The organism is Wolbachia endosymbiont of Drosophila willistoni, from assembly GCF_040084705.1.
Taxonomy (GTDB): domain Bacteria; phylum Pseudomonadota; class Alphaproteobacteria; order Rickettsiales; family Anaplasmataceae; genus Wolbachia; species Wolbachia pipientis.
The window spans coordinates 468,171-488,711 of record NZ_CP157591.1; the positions used below are offsets into that span (position 1 = coordinate 468,171).

The window sequence follows — 20,541 nt, forward strand, 5'->3', positions numbered from 1 at the left end:
CAGTGCATGAGCTGGTCCTTTTCGGGTTTTAGCGCTGTGTACATAACTGCACGAACGTCTAGTTTAGGGGTAAGAAAAATTAGGGCCCGCAAATTAATCCAAACACATAAGTGTAGTGTTACCACCAAATGCTGTAGTGTTAACACTTACAACTTTTTCTGTAGAAAAACGCTGTAAATAATGAGGACCACCAGCTTTTGGCCCAGTGCCAGATAGTCCTCTACCACCAAATGGTTGTATCCCAACTGCTGCACCTATCTGGTTACGGTTGATGTAGACATTTCCAACTGATATTTTTTTACTTATAGTGTCAATTTGACTTTGTATACGACTCTGCAAAGAAAACGTAAGCCCATATCCAGTACTATTTATATCACTTATAACTTCATTTAATTGTGACTTGTTAAAACGTATGATATGTAAAATAGGACCAAATACTTCTTGCTTTAATTGCGAAATTTTTTGTATCTCATAAATATATGGAGGAAAGAAATAACCATTATGAGAATTTGTATCCATGGGTACTTTAAATAACAGATTTGAATCTTCGTCCTCTGACATTTTTTGCGTATGTTGAGTTAGCATATCGATAGATGCTTTGTCAATTATTGGACCAATATCAGTACTAAGTTGTATTGGGTCACCAATCTTGAGTTCTTGCGCTGCACCGCATATCATTTTTATCTGCTTCTCTGCTATGTCCTCTTGAATAAACAGCACTCTAAGTGCAGAACAGCGTTGACCACTGCTACGAAACGCAGAAAGCAAAGCATCCATAGCCACTTGCTCTAAAAGAGCAGAGCTATCAACTATCATAGCATTGAGCCCTCCTGTTTCAGCAATAAGTGGCACAATAGGACCATCCCTATTTGCAAGCATTTTATTGATTATTTGAGCAGTTTGTGTTGAGCCAGTAAAAGCTACTCCGGCAATTCTATTGTCTGGAACTAATATTTTGCCTAAATATCCACCATCCCCAGGAATGAGGTGTAACACATTCTTTGGTATCCCAGCTTCATGTAGTATCTTAACAGCTTCGTAGGCAATAATCGGCGTTTGCTCTGCCGGTTTTGCCAGCACTGCATTACCTGCTGCAAGTGCAGCTGAGACCTGCCCAATGAAGATAGCGAGCGGAAAATTCCACGGTGATATGCATAAGAAAACTCCTCTGCCTTCAAAAAAGATGAAGTTATCTTCACCTGTTGGGCCCGGCAATTTTTTCCAGTCGCTCAGTTCATTTTTTGCTATCATTGCATAATAACGCAGAAAGTCGATTGCCTCTCTTACTTCTGCTATTGCATCGGATAAAATTTTTCCTGCTTCCACAATCAGAATGTAAATTAACTCTTTCATCCTTTCCTCAAGCAAATCTGCAGCTTTTTCAAGGCATTTAGCGCGCTCTTCTGCTGAAACATTCTGCCACTTAGCAAAAGCACTGTGTGCTATTTCAAGAGCGTTTAAAGCTTGATCGCTTGTTGCACTTGACACTTCTCCAATTACATTTTCCAAATGTGCAGGATTCACTACTTCGATAAATTCAGCATTATCAAATAGTGCTTTTCCATCAATTATTGGTCCAATTTGCCACTTTTTTTCACTAAAACCCTTTATATCATCTGCAATTTGTGAGACTATCACAGAATCACTAATATCCATCCCCAAGGAATTTTTTCTTTCTGGTCCCAAAATATCTTGTGGTAATGGAATGCCTGGATGAGGTTCATAATTAAAATTTATAGCTTTTTCCAGTGGATCTGAAATTAACTCATCGATTTTAACGTTAGGATCACTTATTTGATTAACAAACGAACTATTAGCTCCATTTTCAAGAAGGCGTCTTATAAGATAAGGCAACAAGTCACTATGTTCCCCAACGGGTGCGTAGACACGACAGCTAACATTTGTTGCAAGCTCTGACATTGCATAATCATATAAGTCTTTTGCCATTCCATGTAAGCGTTGAAATTCAAATCCAGGGTGGTTTTTATCAGCAAGTTCCATGATAGAAGCAAAAGTATAGACGTTATGAGTTCCAAAGCATGGGTAAAAGCTGTTTGGTTTACTCAAAAGTTTCTGTGCGCACACGAAGTAAGATACGTCAGTATAGCTTTTTTTTGTAAATACTGAGTAATCATTTAATCCCAATTCTTGCGTACGCTTGATTTCTGAATCCCAATATGCACCTTTTACAAGCCTCACCATAATTTTGTGCTTTGATCGGATAGCAACATCTTCAACAAAGTCAAGAACAGATAAAGCGCGCTTTTGATATGCTTGCACAGCCAAGCCAAGCCCTTCCCACTCAGAAAGTGATTCATCAAGCCGTAATTGTTCAAACAAGATTAAGGACATTTCAAGCCTTTCTGTTTCTTCTGCATCTATGCATAATGAAATGTTGTATTTTTTTGCTTCATGACAAAGCTCTAGCAGTTTAGCTCTCAACTCTTCAGCTATATTATCGAATTGACCAAATTCATAACGTGGATGTAACGCAGACAATTTGATTGAAACTCCATGCGATTTAAAACAATCATTTATTTCAGTGGATTCACCTATAGCTTTTATTGAGTGCATGTATGAATTAAAATACTCTTCTGCATCTTCAGCTGTGTGAGCAGTTTCGCCAAGCATATCAAAAGAGTATAAAAACTTACTATTGTCATCTAGTTTTGCATACCTTAAAGCTTCTTCTATGGTTTCTCCAACAACAAAATGATTACCAAGCATAGACATTGCTTGTTTTACTGCTTTGCGAATGATCGGTTCTCCTAAATTCTTAAGTAACTTAGAAATTGCGTAATAGAACTTCGAATCGCCTTCATTATCTCTCAATATACTGCTACCTATCATCAAGCTCCATGTGGAAGCATTGACAAACAACGAAGAAGAGTGCCCTAAATATTTATTCCATTCCTGATTGGCAATTTTATCTTTGATTATTTCGTCTATTGTATAATCATCTGGTATTCTAAGTAGTGATTCAGCAAGGCACATCAATGCTATTCCTTCATCATTGGAAAGCGAGTATTGCTGCATAAAGGAATCTACAATACTTAATTTATTGTGTTTGATTTTTTCAATAACTTGTTTTGCAATATTATAAATTCTATTTTTTGAATCAGCCAAAAGCTCTGCTTTTTCTACAAGATAACGTATATAACTCTTTTCATCAGTACGATAAAATCCTTGTAAACGTTTTCTGAGTTCATTAGGTTCTTGTATAGAGCTTATCATATATAATTATCTCCAAAAAATACTCCGACACCATATGTATGGTGAAATTATATCATAACTTTGCGCAGAGCAAATTGCTATTTACAAAGGGATCAGGGCTGGCTAAAAGAAGTCCATGCAATAACTTCACTAAATCAAAAAGATTGTGCAAGTATGTAGCTCAACACTCCACCACACATCAAGTATTTAGTCTCAGTTGCGGTTTGTACACAGCATTTGAGTTGAATTGATTGTTCAGAATTATCCTTTCCTTTGATGATACATTCTAGATTTCCACCTGGCACTATTTCACCTTTTATGCTTATTACCTTACTACCATCAAATATCTTTCTGGTTATTCCATTTTGGAATATAAGTGGAAGAACACCCATACCAACTAAGTTGGACCTATGTATACGCTCAAAGCTTTCTGCAATTACAACTTTAATCCCCAACAATAAAGTACCCTTTGCTGCCCAATCCCTACTTGAACCTGTGCCATACTCCTTTCCTGCCACAATGATGAGAGCTTCCTTGTAGCGCATCGCCGCATCAAAAATTGGCATAGTTTCTTGAGAAGGAATATATTTTGTATATCCACCTTCGGTGCTAACCATTTCATTTTTTATTCTAATGTTAGCAAAAGTCCCACGCATCATTACATTGTGATTACCACGGCGAGACCCGTATGAATTGAAATCCCGTGGTTCAATTCCAAGCCCTTTTAAATATAGACCGGCAGGACTACTCGAGGCAATATTTCCCGCAGGGGAAATATGATCAGTAGTTATGCTATCGCCAAACATTGCTAATATTTGTGCACCCTTTATATCGATTTTATTATTTTTAGGTGATAAGTTATCAAAATAAGGCGGATTTTGTATGTAAGTACTGTTTGCATCCCAATTATAGATTTCACTTTTTTCACACTTTATCTTCCGCCAATGTTCATCACCAGAAAAAACATCCTTATACTTTTGTATAAACATCTCACGTGTTACCACACTTTTAACACAATCTTCGATTTCATTGTTTGTTGGCCATATATCTTTGAGATAGACATCATTTCCATTCTTATCTTTGCATATTGAATCTTTTGTCAGATCAATTTGCACAGTACCAGCAAGTGCATATGCAACAACAAGTGGCGGAGATGCCAAGTAATTAGCTTTGACTAACGGATGAATTCTTCCTTCAAAGTTACGATTGCCAGATAAAACTGCAGCAACGGTTAAGTTTTTGTTTTTAATGCCATCTTCTATATCTTTATTAAGTGGACCAGAATTCCCAATGCAAGTTGTGCAACCATATCCAACTAGATTAAAACCCAAAGCATTTAGATCTACCTGCAATCCAGACTTTTCTAAATATTCTGTTACAACTTGTGACCCTGGAGCAAGAGAAGTTTTAACCCAAGGCTTTGATTTTAATCCAAGTTTAATTGCATTACGAGCTACAAGACCTGCAGCAATCATCACACTTGGATTTGAAGTATTAGTGCAGCTTGTTATTGCTGCAATAACTACACTTCCATCTTGGAGTTTATCGCTTTCCTTTGACTCATTAACTGAAAATGATTTAGAAAAAGACTCTGCCACTTGTGAAAGAAAAACCTTATCTTGTGGTCTTTTAGGACCAGCCATTACTGGCTTCACGCTCGATAAATCAAGTTCTAGTGCGTCAAAAAATGCTAACTCATTATTGCCACGCCACAATCCTTGCTCTTTCGCATAAGCCTCAACTAACTTAATCAGCTTTTCTGGTCGCCCTGTTAAATGTAAATAATCGAGTGTTTTCTGATCAATTGGAAAAAACCCACAAGTTGCACCATACTCTGGGGCCATGTTTGCCATAGTGGCTCTATCTGCCAAAGATAAATAATCTAAACCATCACCATAAAATTCTACAAACTTACCAACAACGCCTTTTGTTCTTAGGATATTGGTAACCGTCAGCACTAAATCAGTCGCAGTTACTCCTTCCGGCAGTCTGCCAATTAATTTAAATCCAACTACTTCTGGAATCACCATACTAATTGGTTGACCAAGCATCACAGACTCAGCTTCTATGCCTCCAACACCCCAACCAAGAACTGATAACCCGTTAACCATTGTAGTATGGCTGTCAGTACCAACTAAAGTATCAGGATATATGACTCCATCATTATTACACACAACTTGCGCTAAATATTCAAGGTTCACTTGGTGGCAAATCCCTGTGCCAGGCGGCACTACTCTAAAATTTGTGAAGGACGATTCTCCCCACTTTAAAAATTGATATCTCTCCAAATTTCTTTTTACTTCTAACTCAACATTCTTACTGAATGCGGAAACACTTCCATAACTATCTACTTGAACAGAATGGTCAATCACAAGATCAACCGGTACAGACGGATTTATATTGCTTGGGTTTCCTCCATTTTTCTTAACATAGTCCCGCATTGAAGCTAGATCAACAACAGCAGGAACCCCTGTAAAATCTTGCATCAACACCCTTGCTGGTTTATAGCTAATTTCGTGATTAGTGTGTTTATTAACGCAGTCTGCTAGTACTCTTATGTCATCTAGCTTTACGTTTACTCCATCTTCATTGCGCAATAAACTTTCAAGCAGAACCTTAAGTGAGCAAGGCAATTTAGTCACATCTATTCCTAAAAATTCACTAGCACTACTTAGGCTAAAATAGTTGTATGACTTCCCGTCAATGTTTAAAGTCGTTTTTGCATTTAAAGAATTGTTCATCCTATCACACTATATTAGTTAAAATTGGAATTACTACCGTTACTTTTTTGTTGTTGACCTTGCTGCTCATACATAGTTTCAAAATCTATAGGATCTAGCATCAGTGGGGGAAATCCACCACTACTTGTAACTCTTGCAATTATTTCTCTTGCAAAAGGGAAAAGAAAAGTAGGTCCGCCAATAAACAAAGCTTGTCTTACCTCTTCCTCACTCAACTCTTTTAAATTTTCTATTGAAAAAATGCCACAATATTTCGTCTCACAAATGAAAGCTACACCATCTTTTATGCCTTCATCTTTTACCGTTGCTTTGACTTCTATATGCAAAGTAATTTCATGAAAAGATTTTTCTTCATTCACTTCTTCTTTGTTTTTCGTCCCTTCTAATTTTGCTGAATTGATATTAACCATTACATTAATATCTGGAGCTTTACTAGAAGAAAGGAATGGCGAATTCGGATTCTCAAATGATAGATCTTTAACATATTGACCGTGAATTCTCATTTTTTGTTGTGGCATTTCTTACGTCTCCTTTAATTAAGTTGAGATATTTAATACTTTCTTATATAATATATTCATTTACAAACGAATAGCAAACCTGATTATAAGTTGATATGAAAAACATATTTTCATTAATAATTAATAATGTTCGGATACTTTATATGCCAAGGAGTTGAGTTACTATGATAGAGCTTGTAATATATGCTTTATTAGCGGCGTTCATTTTTTCACGTTTGTATAATTCTTTAGGAAGGTCAGCCAACCTCAACCTAAAAAAGCTAACTAATGTACTGGATGTAAGCCGAAGTGGAGAAGATGTAGTAGAAAACATTGAGGGTTACATTGATAGCAATGATGAAAATTCAATAAAAGTTACTTATAAACAAATATTAAAAAAAAACAAAGATTTTTCTATTTCCCACTTTATAGAAGGTTCAAGCATAGCTTTTGAATTAATAATAAAATGTTTCAATCAAGGAAATTTGTCTCAGTTAAAACCACTTCTCGATAAAGACTTATATGATAATTTTGCAGAGAAGATTAAACATCGTAAAGAGGTGCACGAGTCTATAATTGTTTCTATCGTTTCACAAAAGATTTTAGAAATAAAGCTAGTAAAAAACGCAGTGTTTATTGCAGTATATTTCCTTTCAGAGCAAATTAACTTCGTTAAGAACAATGAAGGAGATATAATATCAGGTAGTACATCCACTATTAATAAAGTTGAGGATGTATGGCAATTCAAAAAAAATGTTAATTCATCAGACCCAAGCTGGTTGCTTGTTTCTATTCACTATAAAAAGACAAGTAACGATAAGACAAATGATAAGTAAGATGAGTTTTATTTGAAATGGAAAGCAAGCTACGCGAAATAGTACTTGACACTGAAACGACAGGTCTTGACACTGAATCTGGTCATCGAATTATTGAAATAGGGTGTGTGGAATTAATTAACCGCATTCCAACAGGTAAAGTATTCCATCGGTACCTTAACCCAGAAAGAGATATACCTTATCACTCGTTTAAGATTCACGGTATTAGTGAAGAATTTTTAGAAGATAAACCATTATTTTCAGATGTTGCACTTGAATTTCTTGACTTTATATCTAATGATATTTTGGTAATTCACAACGCTGAATTCGATGTTAAGTTCCTTAACATGGAGTTAAGCAAGCTGAATGCTAGGTTAATTTCCTCAGACAGAGTGCTAGATACATTACCTCTTGCGAGGAAAAAATTCGCAGGATCACCTGCTTCTTTGAATGCATTATGTAAGCGTTTTGATATATCGCTAGAGAATAGAGAATTGCACGGAGCACTAGTTGATGCTCAATTGCTTGCAAAGGTATATGTTGAACTTACAGGAGGGTTACAAACCTTTCTGTTTGATAATGAATGCAATCAGGACAGTAACTCCACATTCGTTCAGCATAAAGTACGTAATCTAACTCCCAGAGAACATTTACCAAATAGTGAAGAAATTGATGAACATAAGAAACTGTTAGACAAAATTAACAATACACTTTGGAATAAATATATTGAATAGGTTAACCAATAAAGATACAATTCAATTTTACTGAGAGCATTCTAATGGTAAGGTTTATAAGATTATTATCTAATGTGCTAGCAGCATTAGCAGTTGTTTTTTTAGGTTATTGTTATTTCACTAAAAAAGGCATATTTGCCCCAGCAGCGATTCACAACGCAGAAGTTAAGATAGGCGGAGATTTTTCTTTAATTAATCAGGACGGACAGATCTTGCGCAGTAGTGATTTTAAAGATAAATACATGATGATTTTCTTTGGGTTTTCCTCATGCAAAAGAATTTGCCCTATGAACCTTGGAATAATTTCAGAAACACTTGCAAAGTTAGATGAGAAAACTAACAACAAGCTACAAACATTCTTCATCACAGTCGATCCTGAGCGCGATAGCACGGAAAGACTTAAAGAATTTCAGCAGCAATTTGACCACAGAATACAAATGTTAACTGGTAAAAGAGAAAAAATAGACGAAGTAATTGCAAAGTATAAAGTATATGCTAGCAAAGTTGGTGGAGAAGAAGAAATCAACCATTCTTCAATAATGTACCTTATTGGCCCTGGAGGAAAATATGTTACACACTTTGCAGCTGATTTAAATTCAGACGAAAGTCAATCTGATAAGATTTTGGCTGAGATAAGAAAATACGTAAACTGAATTATAGATTTTTCTGTTAATTAGTCGAGCATGCAACTGCATGAGCATTATGATTTGAGAGCAATCTCCATGGGAAGACACACACAACTGTACGAACGTTGTAGTTTGGGAGCAATTCCCACCAGTGGGGTGTCATCCCAGTGCCCAGACACTGGGATCCAGCTTCTATGCAACTTAATTAAAAACGTTTGTTTTAGCGTAAGACAACTACCTTTAGCTCATCAGCTCAGTTATAAGCAAAATTTCTGGATTCCAGTGGGCTTTGTTGCATCGCTACTTATGAAAGGCTAACTATAGTTAGGATTATAAGTAACCTATTGAAAATCTTGTTTTTTTGCAATCAATCTGATCAAATTTAAGAATAGTAATTTATTATTTACATTAATAAATTTAATTCTATTGAAAATAGCTAAAGCATTGAAATTCTTGAATTTTAGCCGGATTAGTGAGTGGTAGTGAAATTTCTTTTACTCAAATTTAGGTATTCACTGACCGTTCTTGTTATAAATACCAGAATAATAAGCTACTGATATTCCCTATCTTTTTTATCTTTAATCCATCATAGCTAGCGATGCAACAAAGCCATTCCAGTGTCAAGCACTGGAATGACATCATCTGTTGTGCAATTTACCTTCAAAAATGAATGTTCGTACAGTTATGGAAGACACATTGGAATGACACTATTTGCTGTCTTCAAAAATAAACATTCGTAAAGTTGTGCTTTTAATATGGGTTATCAGTTTAAAAATGTTGCTAATCAGCATATATGAATGTAATATTAATTAACATTCATAAACGAAGCAATACCATGGAAAATAGTTATAATGCCGATGCAATAAAAATCTTAAGGGGTCTTGATGCTGTAAGGAAACGTCCAGGTATGTACATTGGTGACACTGACGATGGATCTGGCTTGCACCACATGGTATATGAGGTTGTTGATAACGCAATAGATGAATCTTTAGCTGGGTATTGTGATAAAATTGAAGTTAGCATAAATAAAGATGGTTCAGTATCAGTAACCGACAATGGTCGTGGCATTCCAACTGACATTCATGAAGAAGAAGGAGTATCAGCAGCAGAGGTAATAATGACTCAACTCCATGCTGGTGGTAAATTTGACAGCAATACCTATAAAGTTTCTGGGGGATTACATGGTGTTGGAATCTCAGTTGTGAATGCATTATCAAGCTGGTTGGAATTAATTATTTGGCGCAATAAGAAAGAACACTTTATGCGTTTTGAAGATGGTGAGTCTATTGAACCTTTAAAGGTAGTCAACGAAAATACAAACAAAAGAGGAACTAAAGTCACGTTCATGCCATCAACAGAGACTTTTAATGGCATTAATTTCAGTTACTCAACGCTTGAAAGTCGTATAAGAGAATTAGCATTTTTAAATTCAAATATCGACATTACTTTACGTGATCTGCGCAATGAACCATATACAGAATCTCATTTCAATCAGAGCAATCAATCTAAAGACAATTTTGGTACAGCAAATTTTGTGCAGTATTTAGATAAGAATAAGACACATGTAACTAAAATTGCCAGTATGAAAGGAGATGCAGAAGATCTTGGCATCAGCTTGGAAATATCGATGGAATGGAATGATTCCTACTATGAGAATATGTTGTGTTTCACTAATAATATACGGCAACGAGATGGTGGTACGCATTTGGCAGGATTTAGATCTGCACTAACTAGATGTATCAATACCTATGCAACTAATGAAGGGTTTTTAAAGAAAGCAAAAGTAAATTTAACTGGAGAGGACGTTAGAGAAGGTTTAACTTGTGTTTTATCTCTTAAGATGCCTGATCCTAAGTTTTCTTCACAAACAAAAGATAAACTAGTTAGTTCTGAAGCACGTGCAGTTGTAGAAAGTATAGTTTCTGATAAATTGAGCACAATCCTTGAAACTGATCCCAAATTGGCAGCAAGCATAGTAGAAAGAGCAATCAGGTCAGCAAAAGGAAGAGAAGCTGCAAGAAAAGCGCGCGAGCTAGTTAAAAGCAAAAACAATATTGATATTGCAACTCTGCCAGGAAAGCTTGCTGATTGTCAGGAAAAAGCTCCTGAGTTATCGGAATTATTTATAGTAGAGGGTAATTCAGCAGGTGGTACTGCAAAGCAGGGGCGTAATCGTAAAACACAAGCAGTGCTTGCCTTAAGAGGAAAAATTCTAAACGTAGAACGTGTAAGTTTAGATCGTATTTTTTCATCTGCAGAAATAGGCTCTTTAATTACTGCAATTGGTGCTGGAATAGGGAGTGAACACTTCGATATTGAAAAAGCTAGATATCATAAAATTATCATCATGACAGATGCAGATGTTGATGGTTCACATATAAGAACTTTGATTCTAACTTTCTTTTTTAGACATATGCGTGAAGTTATTGAAAAAGGTTACTTATACATAGCACAGCCACCCCTCTATAAAGTTACAAAGAATGCCAAAGACACTTATATTAAAGATGACGAAACTTTTGAAGAGTATATAATAAACTCAGCAGTTAAAAGATTAACACTAAGTGGTACAGCTACAGAATTTAACAACTTGCGCCTTATTTTGAATAAATGCGTTAGCACTTCTAATATTAGCAAAAATTATGATAGAGAAATACCACAAAATCTCTTAGAGTCATTGCTAATTTTAAGTAAAAAGAATGCTCTATCATCGGCTGATGAGATATTAAAGTATTTGAAGTTAATGTACAGCGAATACACTTGGGAAGTGGAAATAAAAGATGAAGAAAAAGAAATTCATATCTCTAAATTGTTTCAAGGATTGGCAGACAAATATATATTTGCACTTAGTATGCTTGAAGGCAAAGATATGCAAAACATATTAAGTTTGCTTGATGGTATAAGTAATTTATTTAATGGTGATTCATTTTTAAAGTCACAAGAAACTGAAATAAGAATCACTTCTCCAAGTACGCTTGCAAAAATAATAATGGACTATGGTAAAAAAGGTTTAACTCTGCAGAGATTTAAAGGTCTTGGTGAAATGAATGCTGATCAGCTATGGGATACTACGTTAAATCCTGAGGCTAGAACTTTATTAAAGGTTGAAATAAAAGATTATGAAGAAGCTGATTCCATATTTTCAATATTAATGGGTGATATAGTTGAACCACGCCGTGATTTTATTAATAGCAATGCACTTAATGTGCATGATGTTGATATTTGAACTTTTAGCAAAATGTACGAACGTTACGGGTTTAAGCAAAGACTGTGTCATTCAAGTAGCTGACACTGGTTCCTTTATAACGGTGTCATTCCAGTGCTTGACACTGGAATCCAGGTTGCTCACAAGCAAACTAGCATAGAAAGTGGTTACAACGTTTTCGATGAGATTGCAGAAAGGCTAGATTCCAGTGTCAAGCACTGGAATGAAAGCAGTCCTACGTCATGCCGCGATTCATTCGCGGTATCTCTAGATCCCGCTAACAAGCAGCGGGATGACGGTTGTCAGGGTGTCATCCCACTACCTTCTCCTGTCATCCCAGTGCCTCCCTCCCCTGTCATCCAAGTAGCTTGACACTTGTATCTTTATGATGTGAGGCATTAGAGCTAAAATACCTCACAGGGAGGGTGAAGCTGATGCAACGCTAATGCCATTAAGGCCGAATCCCAGATTTTGCTTCCCTCCCATAGAGTTATAGCTCTTCTCATAATAATCCCAATAAGGTAAGAATGGATTTATGGTAGAGGGGTTTGTATGCCAGCAGCGTATAGTTACGACTTAAGGAAAAAAGCAATGGAAGCATTGGATGAAGGAGAAAGTAGAGCAACTGTTGCCAAGTGACCTTACCCAGAAAAAGTGGAGAGAAAGAAAGGAGTTTTTTCGGGTAAAATAAAATTTTGGAGGATTAGAAATGGTAAGAGAATATACGGCAGAATTCAAATTGGAAGCTGTTAAGCTGGCAAATGAACAAAGAAAGGTAGGTCAACCAGTTGCAAAAGTAGCAAGAGATCTAGGAATAAGGGATAGTGTATTAGGAAAATGGATGAAGAAATATAACGAAAAAAAGTCAGCGGCAAATGCATTTCCAGGTAGAGGTAACATGGCTCCTTACGACAAAGAGAGGTTTGATTTACAAAGAGAGTTAGCAAGAGTAACAAGGGAAAGAGACATTTAAAAAAAAGCCCTGGCCAGTCAAAAAGAGTAAAATATTTTTTCATAAAAGAGCATAGTAAACACTATAAAGTGCAGGAATTATGTAGGGTTTTCTGCTAGTGGCTACTATAAGTGGACTACAAGGAAAATAAGCAGTAGAGAATCAGCAAATAAAGAGTTATTAGCAGATATTCAAAAAATATATCAAGCTTCTAAATGTAGATATGGAGCTCCTAAAATTCATGCTGAATTGAAGGCTTTGGGTAAAAGTTGCAACTTAAAAACAGTGCAAAGTATTATGCAGAAAAATGGTATTCAGGCTATATTGAGAAGAAAATTTAAAATTAAGAAACAACAAACGGACAGTAGCTCCCAATATATTAGACCAAAACTTTATTGTCGATCAACCAAATAAAGTATGGGATTACTTATATAAAAACCAAAGAAGGATGGCTATATTTGGCAACAATAATCGATCTATATTCACGCATGGTAGTTAATGAGCAGTTCAATAAATAAACAATTGGTTATGGACTCTTTATTAATGGCCGTTAACAAGCGTAAACCTGCCAAAAATCTACTATTACATAGTGATCAAGGTTCACAATATACTTCGCAAGGTTATCAATATCTCTTATCCATAAAAAACATAGATGAGTTATAAAGGTTGTTGTTACGACAATTCTGTTGTGGAAAGCTTCTTCAGTTCTCTAAAAAGGGAGTTACCAATAGACACCTCTCGGCACTCTAAACAGCATATCAAAACTGCTATATTTGAATATATAGAAATTTTTTATAACAAACAACGTCACTATTAACTATTGCATTCCTGAGCATTTTGATTCATCATTCTCTTTGTGAAAAACATTCCAAACTTTCTCTCCACTTTTTCTGGGTAAGGTCAGTCAAACCTCCATTTTTTTTATATCAATTTATTACTTTTTTTTCGGTTTGACACACTTTTTTGAACCATACGCGTCAAGTTAAGAGATTGTAAGTAAATTCAGGGAAGTTAAGGTAGATACTCTAGTTTTTCTGTACTTGTCTTTTAATGAAAATCGAGACCAAGTTATGGTAAGCTTTTTAAGAAAAACTTTCAAACTATTAACTTTATTCTTTAGTGCTAAAAATAACTCTATAACCCGCCTTTTTAGCTCAATAAATGCCTTTGTTAAGCTAAGTTCTGTATTCTTTTTCACTTCTGTGCAACCAACTATGCCGTGAAATATAAGAATTGCGCACAATTTAGCATATAGTTCACATAATACTCTGCATGGCTTTCCTTTTAGCTTATCAAGTCTGATATGGCTTTTATACAATTTAAATAATAACTCAATTTGCCACCTTACTCTGTAAATCGTTAATACTTGCTCAGCACTAATTTTATTTTCTGGAACATTAGTTATAAATATTGACCAGTTCAACAATTTTTGATTTCTTTTAGAGGATGTATATCCCTGCGATCTTGCTAATCTATTAGCTTTCCTTCTTCTGGCCATAGACTGTTCTTCAGTTAGTTTCTGACATATAATTCTTACTCTAATTTTTGCTTCTTTTCCTAACAATACCTCGTTTTCTAAAAATAACTTATCCTCTAAACATTCTAATAACTCCATTTTTTGATTTGTTTCTACATCATATATGTTGGTATCGGATTTATAACGACTTATGAAATAAGCTCCTATTTCATTGATTTGTTTAAAAGAACTTGGCACAAAATAACCGAGATCAGATATTAGCAAATCATTGCTTAATATATTACTTAAATGTTTCCTATATCCCTGGTCTGATCTTACTCCCTCCGTTAAATTAAGTTGGTCTATTATCTGATTCATGTAGTCGAAAACTAATTGTAACTTTATTCCAGACTTAGTATTGCTTTCATAGCCACTGTAGCTAGTACCATAACCTTTATACATCTCTTCCATACTGTTAGGTAGAGTAATATAGCTACTGTCCAATAATTTAACACTATTAAATTGCTGTAAGATTTTGCAATCAACTTGCAAGATATTTTTGAAGAGAAGCACAGATTCATTATACATCCTTTTCATAAATTCCACTGCTTCTTCAGTAAATCTAAAATCCAAACCTTGTTTTGTTATATCTATCGAGTCCTCGTTTAGTAATTGACACATTGTTTCTACGCTACAATTATCAACCCCTATATTACCCAAGACCATGGCTTTTACGAACGATGAACCTTTTAGCTTTCTCTTTCTTTTTATAAACCTTGTTGTAATTGAGATTTTGTCTGCTTTTTCATTAAAAAATTCTTTGAGCTTTTTTGATAAGCTAGTTATTTTATTCATTGGTTCTCTCACTAAAAGTATTTCTGGGAGAACTTATACCTTATTATTCTATCTCTTTCATACCTTTATTTCCTTAACTTGACGCGTATGCTTTTTTGAACATTCCCAACGAAAAAAGAAAAACAAGGTTTAATTTTCTTTTTTATTTGCGATTTATCTATTAATTAACCGTGAAAGGTTACGTGTAATGCTTCTTCACATAATTATCAATAATTGCCTTAAATTCTTCAGAGACATTATCACCTTGTAAAGTTTTGAAATATTTGCCGTTTTTGTAGACTGCTGAAACAGGTTTTTCTCCATATCCAGGTAAGCTGATTCCCAAATTTGCGTGTTTGCTTTCTCCAGGACCATTTACTATGCATCCCATAACAGCAATGTTCATATGCTCTACACCTGGATTTTTTTTCTTCCACATCGGCATATGAGTTTTTATATAGCCATTCACCTCTTCAGTTAATATACGAAAACGATCGCTACTCGTGCGCCCACAACCAGGACATGAATTAACCTGAGGGTTAAAGTGTCGCAAGCCTATAGACTGCAATATTTCCTGACACACCACCACTTCATTAGTACGCGATTCACCAGGACGTTGAGTCAAAGAAGCCCGTATTGTATCTCCAATGCCATTTTGCAATAAATAAGTAAGCCCTGCTGCGGTATTTACCACACCTTTATTGCCCATACCAGCCTCAGTTAAACCCAAATGCAGCGCATAATTGGAAGATTTTGCAAGTGCCATATAAACTAAAATTAAATCTTGTACTTTGCTAACTTTACATGAAATGATTATTTTGTTTGAATTTAGACCAATTTCTTCAGCTTTTTTTGCACTATCAAGAGCAGACATTACAAGTGCTTTGCGCAGTATAACATCAGAAGGCCTTGAATTACTAAGCGAAGAGTTTTCATCCATCAATTTTTGCAAAAGGTATTTATCAAGACTACCCCAATTTACCCCAATTCTAACCGGAAGATCGTGCATTATTGCATACTCTATCACCCTTTCAAACTTCTCATCACGTTTGTCGCCAAAGCCTATATTGCCTGGATTGATTCTAATTTTACCCAGCATTTTGATGTTGTCTGGATAATCTTGAACTAATTTATCTAGCTCATATTGACCGCAGCCTACCAATATTTTACCGTCAAAACCTTCTTTATTTATCTCTTCTACTATATAAGGTATTGCTCTTGCTACCTCCTCTGAGTTCAAGGCAATTCGCACCAATTCTGAACCTGTACGCGCTAGTTCTGTTATCTCTTTTGCATAATGTTTTGCGCTACTTTTTATATTATCAGCATCTATATGCACGCCAAGCGCCATAGATTGTACAACTACAGGATTATTTCCGCCTATCTTTACTTTTCCAACTTCTACAACATGAGTTTTGTGCCTGGAAATCTGCGATAATTCATATGTATTATCATTCAATATCAGGTCTTTATCTAGCATATTATTAATGGCCAATATTGTGATACTATTTTACTGTGTCAGCTACACTGCCAAATGAACTTGAACCATTCAAACTATAAGCATCTACGTTATCCAAATTAGCAATAGAATCATGTGAGCACGTTCTTCTTGATGGAGTTTCTTTTATAGTGACATTTATAGGAGAAACTTTCTTTTCTCGTGTTGAAGTAACTTTCTTCTCTTCTTGTTGTTCACTTTCATGCTGCTTATTTTCATACTGGAAAACTGACTCTTGATCTATAAATACAGCACCCCTTAAACGTGCGATATTAATACCATGCTGATTTATCATAGTGCTCTCTTCATCGTCGACTATGCAAGCTTCCATGTCATTTGGCTCATTATCAAGACTAGCAATTTTTTTCTCTTTTAATTTTTTGATTAGATCTTCTTTATTTATAGCTCGATCTTGTAATTTTTTTTTCTTGAGCAATTCCCTACGCTTCTCATACAGTTTATATGACTCAGCAAAATCCTCATCTGTATGAAAGTTTGCACCACCAGGGTTACCAGGAGGTATGTATCTCTTACTGAGCTTAGATTTAGCTTCAGCACTATGCACAGTAAAAAAGCTAGAAACCAAAAACATTAATATAAATAAAATTTTAGAAAAAACCCTAAGCATATGGTGCTATAGTAAATATCGTGTTTTAAAAGATAGCAATTAACAAACTTTAAGTAAACCAGAATCTTTACTAACTTTACAATACAAATATTTTTCTAAAAAGTGATATGTTTGCTATCAAAAAAACCTACGCAGACTAAGAGAAGAGTAAGGTGTTACAAGTTGCGTAACACCTTTTCAAGAAAAGTGTTATGCAGCTATATGTTTGCAACTTTTAAGTTATTCTGTAGTTTTTCAGTACCATCGGTAGTATCTACATTATTAAGTTTTGCGTCTGGCGTATCTTTAGATAAGTCGTTTTTTTCTCTTTATCAAGCTTAACTCCCTGATAGATACAGAATGCAACAAAACTAGTTATTGCTATTGCGGCAACAGCACTGACTATGATACAAATTGCCATTATTTTTTGTTGATCTGCTACTGCCTCTGCAAGTGTTTCCACTTTTTCTTGCAGGCCGTTTAAGTGCTCTTGCATAGCTTGAAACTGCTTAGTACCAATCTTGTCTTCTAATGCACTAAAAACTTTTTCAAACTGCTCAACATCTATCTTTTGAGCTTCTTGCCATTCTTTTAATGCACTAAATACCTCTTCAAACTGTTTAGCATCTATCTTTTGAGCTTCTTGCCATTCTTTTAATGCACCAAAAACTTTTTCAAACTGCTCAGCATCAATTTGTTGACTTTCCTGCAATGCTGTTATATCTGACTCATCAAAGCCAAGTACCCATTTAGTTATACCCATTTTTAACCCCCTAGTTAATTAATATATTATAATTTTACATTCCAAATGTTTAAATTATTATTAAATCAATTGTCATTATGTATTGATCTTTTAATAATTTCGTTTGACTTGCTTTTTGAAAGTGCGAAAACTTAAATTAAGGTATTACAAGATTGTTATTCAACCAATATCTCTCTTTTCCCTGAGTAATTTGGAGCGCTGACAATACCTTCCTTTTCCATTCTTTCAACGATGTTTGCTGCTCTGTTATAGCCTATTCTAAGCTGCCTTTGAATGTAACTGGTTGAAACTTTTTGATCTCTTTGAATGATGGCCACTGCTTGGTTATAGAGGTCATTTTCTTCATCCTCCGTTTCATCGTGTGACTCTGTAGAAGAATTTTCATCTTCTTTAGTGATTTCCTCCATGTAGTTTGGCTCACCTTGCATTTTCAGATGATCAACTATATCTTGCACCTCATTATCACTTACAAATGGGCCGTGAACTCGAATGATCTTACCACCAGAGGCCATATAGAGCATGTCACCCATGCCGAGCAATTGTTCAGCCCCTTGTTCGCCAAGTATAGTACGGCTATCTATCTTAGAAGTAACAGCAAAACTGATTCTCGTTGGAAAGTTCGCCTTTATCACACCTGTGATCACATCCACAGATGGGCGTTGTGTTGCCATTATGATGTGTATTCCTGCAGCACGAGCCATCTGAGCTAAGCGTTGAATAGAGCACTCTATTTCTTTGCCGGCAACAAGCATCAAATCTGCCATTTCATCCACGATCACTACAATATACGGAAATGTTTCCATCTTGATTGGTATTTTTTCAAACAGAGGTTTGCCTGTTGTTGAGTTAAAGCCAATCTGCACAACGCGCTCCAATTCTATTCCACTATTCATCGCTTCTGTGATTCTTTGGTTATAGTTTATTACATTGCGCACATTTAAATAGGACATCATGCGATAGCGATTTTCCATTTCTTTCACTATCCACTTAAGAGCGACTACAGCCTTTTTTGGCTCTGTTACCACTGGCGTTATTAGATGCGGTATTGCATCATATATTGAAAGCTCAAGCATTTTTGGGTCGATCATTATCATCTTACATTCATCAGGACTTAATCGATAAACGAGTGAAAGAATCATAGTGTTAATCGCAACTGATTTACCAGACCCTGTGGTTCCAGCAACGAGCAAGTGGGGCATTTTAGTTAGATCTGCAATAACTGGTTTTCCACTTATTTCTTTGCCAAGCGCAATTGGGAGATTTAAGTTTGCATTTTGGTATTCTGGGGATTCAAGCAAATCACGCAGCATTACAATTTCCCGTTCCTTGTTCGGCAACTCTATTCCCATAGCATTTTGCCCACGAATTATTGAAATACGTGCAGAGAGTGCACTCATCGAACGTGCAATGTCATCTGCAAGGCCAATTACTCTTGCAGATTTCGTGCCAGCTTGTGGTTCAAGTTTGTACAAAGTCACAACCGGCCCATAGCATACACTGATAATTTTTCCTTGCACGCCAAAATCACTCAGGACTTGTTCCAGCAGAGATAAATTTTTATTGCTCTCCATTTCATTTAGCTGTTTTCTCTGCAAAGACTCTTCTGCTTTAGAAAGTAAATGGATACTTGGAAACTTAAACTCACTTAAAACCTCCTCGGTAGCTTTTTTCTGTCTTTCTTTTGGTTGTTGTTTAGTAGTGATTTTAGTTCTATGTTTTTCTTCTACCACTAATGGTGCAATTGAATACTCAGTAGTTTTATGTGATCTGAAGAATGGAACATTTACAAATAAGCAAGCTATTTTTTCACATAAGAAGAATAGAGAGTAAATTGTTCTCTTCCAACCAACAGATCCTACAAGACCTATTGATGTTACTATCACAAATATATAAAACGGGCAGTTATTAATTAGTGCATTCCCTATTATTCCACTGTGTCTGTACCTTGCAGTGATGCCTAGCGAAAGTTGTGGTAGTATAGCACATATCCCTAAATTGATTAATATTAAATAGAGAATTTTTAGCAGCCTTTTTGATGGCCTGAAGATCAACAAGTAAACTATGGTTGTAGCTATTGTAACACTAGTTAATCCAAGAAATTGAACCAATATATCAGCTAAATATGAACTTACTATTCCACCTAAATTTGTCACTTCCTCATTTGTAGCTGTGTTTAAGGAAGGATCTTTATAGTTATAGCTAAAAACTGATATATATATATATATTAAAAGGGATAGATATATTGCTGATTTTAGATATTTTTTTAACATCTACCTAAAGTAGTAAGCTACTGTATATTTTACAAAGTGAATTGTTATTAGCAATATCATTATAGATAAATCTAATCCGTTGAACGGTGGTATATATCTTCTAATAATCTTTAGTGGTGGATATGTCAATTGGTTCAAGATGTGCATTATGCTACTGACAGTTTCATTATATATGTTCACCATATTAAGTTTAACCAGCCAGTTTAGGACAACCCAACATATTAGAATGAAGCTATAAAGATCAAGTAACGTATTGAGTAGATATATGATTGGATGCATACATATCTATTACACGAAAGTTATATAAAAGACAAGTATTTAGCCTTTTCAAAC

The 20,541-nt window shown here is 35.3% G+C and carries 20 protein-coding genes; 11 read left to right on the top strand and 9 right to left on the bottom strand.

Translation table 11 applies throughout. The annotated features are described in order from the left end of the window. Positions 1-93 precede the first annotated feature (93 nt). The 3 genes from putA to secB all read right to left on the bottom strand — a co-directional run bounded on the left by putA (position 94) and on the right by secB (position 6,472). Entirely contained in the window at positions 94-3,234 is a 3,141-nt protein-coding gene (gene putA, locus ABL518_RS02470; RefSeq protein WP_348994390.1) for a bifunctional proline dehydrogenase/L-glutamate gamma-semialdehyde dehydrogenase PutA, read from the bottom strand. A 134-nt stretch (positions 3,235-3,368) separates the two neighbouring features. Further along, the gene (gene acnA / locus ABL518_RS02475; RefSeq protein ID WP_095742626.1) at positions 3,369-5,954 is read right to left on the bottom strand and encodes an aconitate hydratase AcnA; all 2,586 of its coding nucleotides are present in this window, start codon (positions 5,952-5,954) and stop codon (positions 3,369-3,371) included. Between the two features lie 14 nt (positions 5,955-5,968). After that, positions 5,969-6,472: a protein-export chaperone SecB gene (gene secB / locus ABL518_RS02480; RefSeq protein ID WP_006279761.1), complete on the bottom strand. Its 504-nt coding sequence runs from the start codon at positions 6,470-6,472 to the stop codon at positions 5,969-5,971. A 164-nt stretch (positions 6,473-6,636) separates the two neighbouring features. Here secB and ABL518_RS02485 point away from each other — a divergent pair, with 164 nt between their 5' ends. The 11 genes from ABL518_RS02485 to ABL518_RS02525 all read left to right on the top strand — a co-directional run bounded on the left by ABL518_RS02485 (position 6,637) and on the right by ABL518_RS02525 (position 13,597). After that, a complete protein-coding gene (locus tag ABL518_RS02485; RefSeq protein WP_348994391.1) occupies positions 6,637-7,287 on the top strand; it encodes a Tim44/TimA family putative adaptor protein in 651 nt (216 codons plus the stop codon). 17 nt (positions 7,288-7,304) lie between these two features. Further along, positions 7,305-8,000, top strand: coding sequence for a DNA polymerase III subunit epsilon (gene dnaQ / locus ABL518_RS02490; RefSeq protein ID WP_010082574.1), 696 nt, complete (start codon positions 7,305-7,307; stop codon positions 7,998-8,000). A gap of 44 nt (positions 8,001-8,044) precedes the next feature. Then, the gene (locus tag ABL518_RS02495) at positions 8,045-8,653 is read left to right on the top strand and encodes an SCO family protein (protein ID WP_010082575.1); all 609 of its coding nucleotides are present in this window, start codon (positions 8,045-8,047) and stop codon (positions 8,651-8,653) included. A gap of 69 nt (positions 8,654-8,722) precedes the next feature. After that, positions 8,723-8,944: a hypothetical protein gene (locus ABL518_RS02500; protein WP_148142727.1), complete on the top strand. Its 222-nt coding sequence runs from the start codon at positions 8,723-8,725 to the stop codon at positions 8,942-8,944. 299 nt (positions 8,945-9,243) lie between these two features. After that, positions 9,244-9,366: a hypothetical protein gene (locus tag ABL518_RS02505; protein WP_010962370.1), complete on the top strand. Its 123-nt coding sequence runs from the start codon at positions 9,244-9,246 to the stop codon at positions 9,364-9,366. 95 nt (positions 9,367-9,461) lie between these two features. Then, a complete protein-coding gene (gene gyrB, locus ABL518_RS02510) occupies positions 9,462-11,849 on the top strand; it encodes a DNA topoisomerase (ATP-hydrolyzing) subunit B (RefSeq protein ID WP_095742624.1) in 2,388 nt (795 codons plus the stop codon). 93 nt (positions 11,850-11,942) lie between these two features. Continuing rightward, positions 11,943-12,200, top strand: coding sequence for a hypothetical protein (locus tag ABL518_RS02515; RefSeq protein WP_010962372.1), 258 nt, complete (start codon positions 11,943-11,945; stop codon positions 12,198-12,200). A 337-nt stretch (positions 12,201-12,537) separates the two neighbouring features. Next, positions 12,538-12,801 carry a transposase gene (locus tag ABL518_RS02520; protein ID WP_010082296.1) on the top strand — a complete coding sequence of 88 codons (264 nt, stop codon included), beginning with the start codon at positions 12,538-12,540 and terminating at the stop codon, positions 12,799-12,801. 177 nt (positions 12,802-12,978) lie between these two features. Next, entirely contained in the window at positions 12,979-13,194 is a 216-nt protein-coding gene (locus tag ABL518_RS06540; protein ID WP_245836010.1) for an IS3 family transposase, read from the top strand. An 84-nt stretch (positions 13,195-13,278) separates the two neighbouring features. Next, a complete protein-coding gene (locus tag ABL518_RS06545; RefSeq protein WP_156768648.1) occupies positions 13,279-13,443 on the top strand; it encodes a DDE-type integrase/transposase/recombinase in 165 nt (54 codons plus the stop codon). Continuing rightward, positions 13,433-13,597 (top strand): IS3 family transposase, encoded by a 165-nt coding sequence (locus ABL518_RS02525; protein ID WP_080717620.1) that lies wholly within the window; start codon positions 13,433-13,435, stop codon positions 13,595-13,597. The genes ABL518_RS06545 and ABL518_RS02525 overlap by 11 nt, the downstream gene beginning before the upstream one ends. Positions 13,598-13,762: 165 nt before the next feature. Here the strand turns inward: ABL518_RS02525 and ABL518_RS02530 are convergent, their stop codons facing one another. The 6 genes from ABL518_RS02530 to ABL518_RS02555 all read right to left on the bottom strand — a co-directional run bounded on the left by ABL518_RS02530 (position 13,763) and on the right by ABL518_RS02555 (position 20,487). Further along, positions 13,763-15,091 carry an IS4-like element ISWen1 family transposase gene (locus ABL518_RS02530; protein ID WP_010962373.1) on the bottom strand — a complete coding sequence of 443 codons (1,329 nt, stop codon included), beginning with the start codon at positions 15,089-15,091 and terminating at the stop codon, positions 13,763-13,765. A gap of 178 nt (positions 15,092-15,269) precedes the next feature. Then, entirely contained in the window at positions 15,270-16,550 is a 1,281-nt protein-coding gene (gene ispG / locus ABL518_RS02535) for a flavodoxin-dependent (E)-4-hydroxy-3-methylbut-2-enyl-diphosphate synthase (protein ID WP_070356735.1), read from the bottom strand. A gap of 25 nt (positions 16,551-16,575) precedes the next feature. Next, positions 16,576-17,196 carry a TRP75-related protein gene (locus ABL518_RS02540; RefSeq protein ID WP_070356736.1) on the bottom strand — a complete coding sequence of 207 codons (621 nt, stop codon included), beginning with the start codon at positions 17,194-17,196 and terminating at the stop codon, positions 16,576-16,578. A gap of 253 nt (positions 17,197-17,449) precedes the next feature. After that, the gene (locus ABL518_RS02545) at positions 17,450-17,938 is read right to left on the bottom strand and encodes a hypothetical protein (protein WP_010962377.1); all 489 of its coding nucleotides are present in this window, start codon (positions 17,936-17,938) and stop codon (positions 17,450-17,452) included. A gap of 155 nt (positions 17,939-18,093) precedes the next feature. After that, a complete protein-coding gene (locus ABL518_RS02550) occupies positions 18,094-20,208 on the bottom strand; it encodes an FtsK/SpoIIIE family DNA translocase (RefSeq protein WP_348994392.1) in 2,115 nt (704 codons plus the stop codon). Continuing rightward, the gene (locus tag ABL518_RS02555; RefSeq protein WP_006279515.1) at positions 20,209-20,487 is read right to left on the bottom strand and encodes a YggT family protein; all 279 of its coding nucleotides are present in this window, start codon (positions 20,485-20,487) and stop codon (positions 20,209-20,211) included. Positions 20,488-20,541 lie beyond the last annotated feature (54 nt).